General features: G+C 65.1%; 10 protein-coding genes. 8 read left to right on the forward strand and 2 right to left on the reverse strand.

Annotated elements, in window-relative coordinates; translation table 11 throughout:
- Positions 1 to 80 precede the first annotated feature (80 nt).
- The gene (locus KO490_RS10045; RefSeq protein WP_216019283.1) at positions 81 to 1,286 is read left to right on the forward strand and encodes a GTP-binding protein; all 1,206 of its coding nucleotides are present in this window, start codon (positions 81 to 83) and stop codon (positions 1,284 to 1,286) included.
- Positions 1,286 to 1,567, forward strand: coding sequence for a DUF6525 family protein (locus KO490_RS10050; protein WP_252727111.1), 282 nt, complete (start codon positions 1,286 to 1,288; stop codon positions 1,565 to 1,567). The genes KO490_RS10045 and KO490_RS10050 overlap by 1 nt, the downstream gene beginning before the upstream one ends.
- On the opposite strand, the gene KO490_RS10055 is transcribed toward KO490_RS10050, so the two are convergent.
- Positions 1,552 to 2,442, reverse strand: coding sequence for a glycosyltransferase family 2 protein (locus tag KO490_RS10055; protein ID WP_216019284.1), 891 nt, complete (start codon positions 2,440 to 2,442; stop codon positions 1,552 to 1,554). The genes KO490_RS10050 and KO490_RS10055 overlap by 16 nt on opposite strands.
- Before the next feature lie 138 nt (positions 2,443 to 2,580).
- Between KO490_RS10055 and KO490_RS10060 the strand changes: the two genes are divergently transcribed.
- The 3 genes from KO490_RS10060 (at position 2,581) to KO490_RS10070 (ending at position 4,214) form a co-directional block, all read left to right on the forward strand.
- A complete protein-coding gene (locus tag KO490_RS10060; RefSeq protein ID WP_216019285.1) occupies positions 2,581 to 3,081 on the forward strand; it encodes a cell wall hydrolase in 501 nt (166 codons plus the stop codon).
- Between the two features lie 94 nt (positions 3,082 to 3,175).
- Positions 3,176 to 3,409, forward strand: coding sequence for a hypothetical protein (locus tag KO490_RS10065; RefSeq protein WP_216019286.1), 234 nt, complete (start codon positions 3,176 to 3,178; stop codon positions 3,407 to 3,409).
- A 58-nt stretch (positions 3,410 to 3,467) separates the two neighbouring features.
- Positions 3,468 to 4,214: a phosphatase PAP2 family protein gene (locus KO490_RS10070; protein WP_216019287.1), complete on the forward strand. Its 747-nt coding sequence runs from the start codon at positions 3,468 to 3,470 to the stop codon at positions 4,212 to 4,214.
- On the opposite strand, the gene KO490_RS10075 is transcribed toward KO490_RS10070, so the two are convergent.
- Positions 4,211 to 5,014, reverse strand: a complete 804-nt coding sequence (locus KO490_RS10075; protein ID WP_216019288.1) for an endonuclease/exonuclease/phosphatase family protein — start codon at positions 5,012 to 5,014, stop codon at positions 4,211 to 4,213. The two genes, KO490_RS10070 and KO490_RS10075, sit on opposite strands and share 4 nt — an antisense overlap.
- Before the next feature lie 140 nt (positions 5,015 to 5,154).
- On the opposite strand from KO490_RS10075, the gene KO490_RS10080 reads away from it, so the two are divergent.
- From KO490_RS10080 to KO490_RS10090, 3 genes are all read left to right on the forward strand, one after another.
- Entirely contained in the window at positions 5,155 to 5,829 is a 675-nt protein-coding gene (locus KO490_RS10080) for a metal-binding protein ZinT (protein WP_216019289.1), read from the forward strand.
- A gap of 123 nt (positions 5,830 to 5,952) precedes the next feature.
- A complete protein-coding gene (locus tag KO490_RS10085; protein WP_216019290.1) occupies positions 5,953 to 6,444 on the forward strand; it encodes a hypothetical protein in 492 nt (163 codons plus the stop codon).
- A complete protein-coding gene (locus KO490_RS10090) occupies positions 6,441 to 6,731 on the forward strand; it encodes a hypothetical protein (RefSeq protein WP_216019291.1) in 291 nt (96 codons plus the stop codon). Before KO490_RS10085 ends, KO490_RS10090 begins: the two co-directional genes overlap by 4 nt.
- Positions 6,732 to 6,841 lie beyond the last annotated feature (110 nt).

Consider the following 6,841-nt stretch of genomic DNA (forward strand, 5'->3'; position numbering starts at 1 on the left):
CATGTCCGGGCGCAAACTGCGCCTTGCGCCCCTGCGCCGATCTCCGTATTTAAGTAATAGTATTACATTACGGAGCCACCATGCCACGCGACGACACCCGCCTTCCCGTCACCGTGCTCTCGGGCTTTCTGGGCGCGGGCAAGACCACGCTTCTGAACCAGGTGCTGAACGACCGCGATGGCAGGCGCGTCGCGGTGATCGTCAACGACATGTCCGAGGTGAATATCGACGCCGACATGGTCCGCGGCACGGCCGACCTCAGCCATACCGAGGAAAAGCTGGTCGAGATGACGAATGGCTGCATCTGCTGCACCCTGCGCGACGACCTGCTGCACGAGGTGCGCCGCCTGGCCGCCGAGGGGCGCTTCGATTACCTGCTGATCGAAAGCACCGGAATCGCCGAGCCCCTGCCCGTCGCCGCCACCTTCGATTTCCGCGACGAGAACGGTGCCAGCCTGTCCGATGTCGCACGCCTGGACACGATGGTCACCGTCGTCGATACGGTGAACCTGCTGCGGGATTATTCCAGCCACGACCTGACGCGCGATCGCGGAGAGGCGCTTGGCGATGACGACGAACGCCACATCGTGGACCTTCTGGTCGATCAGATCGAATTCGCGGACGTGATCGTGCTGAACAAGATCACCGATGCCGGACCCGCCGCGCTGGATGCCGCACGCAAGATCGTGCGGTCGCTGAACCCCGACGCGACCCTGGTCGAGACCGATCACGGCCAGGTTCCCCCCGAACGCATATTCGACACCGGCCTGTTCGATTTCGACAAGGCGCATCTGCATCCGATGTGGGCGAAAGAGCTTTACGGCTTTGCCGACCACGTGCCCGAGACCGTGGAATACGGCGTGTCGTCCTTTGTCTACCGTGCGCGGCGACCCTTCGATCCGGCGCTGTTGCAACAGGTCCTGTCCGGCCCGCTGCCCGGCGTGATCCGCGCCAAGGGCCATTTCTGGATCGCCACCCGCCCCGACTGGCTGGCCGAATTCTCGCTGGCGGGCGCGCTGAGCAGCGTCCGACCGGCCGGGCGCTGGTGGGCCAGCGTCCCGCAGGACCGCTGGCCCGATCACCCCGAGGCGGTCGAATACCTGCAACGCCACTGGTCCGAACCCTTTGGCGACCGCCGTCAGGAACTGGTCTTCATCGGCGCCGCGATGGACCCCGCCGCGATCACGGCGGCACTGGACGCGGCACTGCTGCCCGATGCCGAAGGACAGGATCCCGCGAACTGGACCGACATGCCCGACCCCTTCCCCGAATGGAGGGTGGCCTGATGACGACAGCTCGCGCGAATATCCGCAGTCACCTGCGCCAGCGCAGGCGGTCCTGCGATCCGATGGCCGAATACGACCGCCTGCCCGGCCCGCTGCGATGCTGGCTGGCCGAGGCCGCCCTGCCCTGGTCGCCCCGGTCCGCGCTGCGCATCTGGCAGAAGGCGCTGCGAAGCAGCGGCGGCGATGTCGAACATGCGCGCGGCCATCTTGCGCAGGCCGAGATGCGGCAGCTGCGCCGCGATACCGTCAGCCTTTACGGGGCCGATCACCCGGCCGCGTGACAGGCCCGGAGCGCCAGCGCCTTCATCGTGCGACCCATGTGGCCGGCCGGGGCGGCGGGTTGGCCGCAAGGTTGCCAGATCCCCAGACTTCGGCGCAGATGGTCGATGGCCGCCAGGTCGGCCTCGACCCGGCCATGGCCCTGTTCGCAGAAGGCCAGCAGCGAATGGGTCGTGCCGATCTCGAAGCTTTCGATCCGCGACACCCCGGCATTCAGCCAGATGGGGATGCCCGCATGTTCCAGATGACCCGACAGCCAGGGATCGTCCACGGTCCAGATGATGTCGGGAATGCGAAATGCCTCGGGGCCGAACCAGTCCGGCCTGACCATCACCCCACCGTGCCCGTTCAGGATGTCGACGAACCCGCTTTGGGCATAGATCGAGGATTTCACGCGGAATCCGGACAACAACCGCCTGAGCCGATACGAAATCGGCTTGCGCCCCCATCGCGCCGCGCGGGGCAGCCGCGACGGATCGCGGCGGTCGTCCGCGATATCGGGCAGCGTCTCGCCTGCCTCCACGATGCAGAAGCCGGGATGGCGTTCGCGGCAGGCCTTGAACCGCCCATGCCAGTCCTGATCGTATCGCTTGTCGTCATCGCCGAACAGGATGTCCACATCTTGGCCGGCCAGATCGCGGCAGGCCGGAAGGATCTTGGTCGCGGGGCCCAGATCCTCGCAGCGGTGGATGGTCACGCCCTGCGGCACCTCGGGCAGCTTGCCGTCCCAGTTCGGAAACCTGCGATAGAAGTTCGGGATATAGAGCCTGACCTCGGCGGCCGGCAGCGTCTGCGCGACTATGGCCTCGAGTGTCGGACCGATCCGGTCGAAGCGCGGCGGGATCGAGGAGAGCGTGATGATGGTGGGTCTGGTCATATGCGATCGGGCCTGCCTTTTCGGTGACGCTAATTTGTGCATACCATAATCACAAGGGGTGGCACATGGACCGGCTTGCCCGCCCCCGGGTTCCGGGCGAAGGTGGCCCCCGACATCACCGAACCGGAAATGACCCGAATGCCCCTGCAACCCGTTACGAATGCGATCCTTCTGACCCTGACCCTGGCAACCCTGTCGGCATGCGGGGGCATCTCTCGTCAGTCCGAACTGGAATGCATGGAGCGTGCGATGTATTTCGAATCCAACCGCTCCAGCCGTGACGGGATGATCGCGGTGGGCAGCGTGGTCATGAACCGCGTCAGATCCAGCCAGTATCCGAATACCGTCTGCGGCGTGGTCGGCCAGAGGAACCAGTTCGCCAAAGGCGTGCTGTCGCGCAAGATGGATCAGCGCAGCGCGCCGCTGATCCGGGGCGCGGCCATATCGGTCCTGCGGGGCGAACGCCATCCCCTGACCCGAAACGCGCAGTTCTTCCACACAGCGACCTATCGCGCGAATTACAACAACATGCATTACGTCGTCACGACCGGTGGCAACGCGTTCTATGAAAAGCGCAAGCCCCATCTGGTCACGCAGCCCCGCCCGCTGCCCGCGATCGAGGGGATCACGGGACGCTGAGAACCCGAACGATTTGCCGCATCCCGCTTTCGATGCGGCCCTGTCGCCCCCATATCCGGGGTGACAGATCGCAAACGGAACAGCGGGGCCGGACATGCTTCAGGACAAGAAATCGGAAACCGACGGCGAACGGCAGAAGGTGCTGCTGCGCCGCGTGGTCGCAGAGCTGAGCGCCGAGGATCCGACGCTGTATTATCAGCCGACATCGCAGGTGGCGCGGCGGATCAGGCAGCGGATCGAGGACGGCGATGCGCTGAACCTTGACGAGCGCAAGCTGATGGCCCGGCTGGACACCCGCGATATCGAGATCCTGCTGAGCCTGCATTGATGGCAGACCTGCCGCTGCGGGTGGGAACCGATCCGGTCCGCCGGGCCTTTTGTCGGTGATGAGCATCGAACCTTCCCGAACCGACCGGATCGCACAGTTGATCCACCGCGGCCGCCGCAACATCGAGGCCACGACCCTTGTATTGCTGGGCGTCGCTGTCGCGGCCATCTGGGCGCTTGCCGAACTTGCCGACGAGGTGGTCGAGGGATCGACCAGCGACCTCGACCGGCAGATCCTGCTGCTGCTTCGAACGCCCGGCGATCTGTCGGACCCCATCGGGCCCTGGTGGCTGGAAGAGATGGGTCGCGATCTGACCGCGCTTGGCGGCGTGGCGGTTCTGGTTCTGGCCACGACCGCGGTCACGGTGTTCCTGATGCTGTACCGAAGATGGTCCACCGTCATCTATGTCATCGCGACGGTCGGCGGCGGGATCGTGATCAGCAGCCTTGCCAAGAACCTGTTCGACCGGCCGCGGCCCGATCTGGTGCCGCACGGATCGCTGGTTCATACGGCCAGCTTCCCTTCGGGGCATTCGATGATGGCGGCGGTCGCCTATCTGACGCTTGGAGTGCTGCTGGCACGGTTGCAGGCCCGGGTCGTCGTGAAGGCCTATATCTTGGGGGTTGCGGTGCTGCTGACGGTCCTGGTCGGGCTGAGCCGCGTCTATATGGGCGTCCATTGGCCGACCGATGTCGCGGCTGGTTGGCTGGCAGGCGGTGCATGGGCGATGGTCTGCCTGATCGTGGCCCGCAAGCTTGCGCGCGACGGTCTGATCGACCGCGAGGCGCATGAGGACGCGCCCTAGTCGCGCGAACGATCGATCCTGAACGAGGCGACGAAGGGCAGATGGTCCGAGACCTTCTCGCGAAAGCCCTCGCGCCCCATGTCCAGCGTCCAGTGCATCGGAAACAGACGCAGGCTGCCCCGGATATATTCGGTCGAAAAGGTGCGGGAAATCGCGAATCCGTCCAGCAGGTTCGCCCGCCCTTTCGGCAGGATATGCGAGAAGCGGTCCTGCAGATCCCATGACGACACGAAGTTCATCCGATCGTCGCCGCCCAGGTGATGGAAGTTCGACACATCCTCGCCCGGGATCATGTTGAAATCGCCCAGCAGCAGCACGTCTTCGCGCGACCGGGCGCGCAGATCGGCAATGAAGGCCCCGATGACCTGGCATTGCGCGTCGCGAATGCGCTGATCGGGTCCGTCGCGCCCCGATTTCAGATGCACGGCGATCAGGGTGAAATCGAATTTCCCGATGGTGACATCCGCCACCATCGCCTTACGGCGGCGCGGATCGTCCAGATCCGATCCCGGCACGAAGCGCAGGTTGTCGACCTCGACCCCCTCCTTGAACAGCAGCCCGATGTTCAGATCGCTTGTCTGTGCCAGCATGGCCGCGCGATAGGTGCAGCCCTTGGCGGCCAACCCGTCGATCAGGCGCTGCATGTGCCCGAAGGGCCGGACCTCGACCAGGGTCACCAGTTCCGCATCCAGGATCGCCAGCCCCTCGACCTGGTTGGCCAGACGTTCATCCGAGATGTCCAGGTAACCGGCAATGTTCCAGACCGCCACCCGCGCCGTCATGTGCTGAAAGGATGCCATGCGAACCCCTTGCGCTGCCATGTGCATCATAGCCGTTTCGGCCCCATCCTTGAAGCGCCGTAGGATCGCCCCTTGCCAAGGATATGCGACGCCGGTATGCGAACAAGTTATGTTATTACATCCTAGGCTATGAGGATCGCATGTCCCCGACTTTCGCCAAGACCGGCAGCCTCGCGCTCTGCGCGTTTCTGGCCATGGCCGCGCAGGCCTCTGCCCAAACCGACAAGAAGCATGACCATGGCCACGAACACAGCCATGATCATGACCGGTCCCATGATGCCAAGGACATCCAGGCCGGCCTGTTCGACGACGACCAGATCCGCGCACGCGACCTGTCGGATTGGGCAGGGGACTGGCAGTCGGTCTATCCGCTGCTGCAGGATGGAACGTTGGACGCGGTGATGCGGCACAAGGCCGAACACGGCGACAAGACCGCCGAGGAATACCGCGCCTATTACCAGACCGGTTATCAGACCGATATGGACCGCATCCTGATCGAAGCAGACCGCGTGACCTTCTTTGCGGATGGCATTGCCCTGCAGGGGCGCTACGCCGACGATGGTCACGAGGTGCTGACCTACGCATCCGGCAATCGTGGCGTCCGTTACGTCTTTGCCAAGACCGAGGGCGATGCGCAGGCGCCAGCGTTCATCCAGTTCAGCGATCATGCCATCGCGCCGAACGATGCCGATCACTATCACCTCTATTGGGGCGAGGACCGCGCGGCCCTGCTGCAAGAGGTCGCGAACTGGCCGACCTACTATCCCTCGGCCCTGACAGGTGAGGAGATCGCGGCCGAGATGACCGCTCATTGACGCGGCGCGGGCGGGCGTTTTCACCCGCCCGCCACCGATCTGCGACAGGCTGCGCCCGGTCTGACGGAACATTCCGGCCCGGGCGCCGTTCGACATCAGGCCATGAAACCGAAGGATGTCGTCATGTCGTTCCAGTCAGGATCCCGCACGACCGACTGGCTTTGGGCAAGCCTTCTGGCCTTCCTGGCGCTGATGGTCGTGCTGGCGATCCTGACACTTGCGCGCGGGCTGCCGGTGCATGCCTTCCTCAACGCGACCAGCCAGTGGCTTCACGGTCCCGATGTTTCCCTGAACGGTCAGCCCGATCTGGCGCGGACCGGGCTGGGCGCAGTGACGAATTTCGCGGCCTGCCTGTTCTGGGGGCTGATCGCCACGGCGCTGCACCGCGCCCTTCCCCTGCCGCATGGCATTGCCGCATGGGTCGCGGGCATCGGGACGGCGGTGGCGGCCATCACGCTGGATTACGGCATCCTGCCCCGCGCCTTCAGTCCCGGCTGGCACCTTGCCCTGCCCCCCGCCAGCGTCGCCGCCGGTTTCGCGGCCATGGGCGCAGGGTTTTCGCTGGCGCTGCGCGCATCGCGCCCACATTCCTTTGACAGAAAGCCCATGCCATGAACGACACCCCATCGAACGCCGCCCAGCTTCGCGATGCCATCGACCACGGAGATACCGCCGACAAGGTCGATCACCCGGACCCCGCCGCCACGCCCCTGGGCACCGATGACGAAGCCTCGGGCCACCCCGTCGCCCCCGAACAGGCCCGCGAGGCAGCCCGCGAAGAGGTCGCAAAGACCGGGCCTGCGCCATCGGCTGACCATGAAGCCGCAATCCCGCGAGGCGTGCTGATTGTCATCGCATGCTTCGCCGTCGTCATCCTGCTGGGGATCTGGGCCCTGATATGATCGAAGCGCGGCTGGGGCCCGACTGAATGCCGCATCCCCCGGCGCGTGTTTGCGCCGGGGGGTTGGGGTGGTTCAGGCCATGATGGCGTTAAGGGTTTCGGAGGGGCGCA

The sequence above is a fragment of the Paracoccus sp. C2R09 genome (genome assembly GCF_018860625.1).
Taxonomy (GTDB): Bacteria; Pseudomonadota; Alphaproteobacteria; order Rhodobacterales; family Rhodobacteraceae; genus Paracoccus.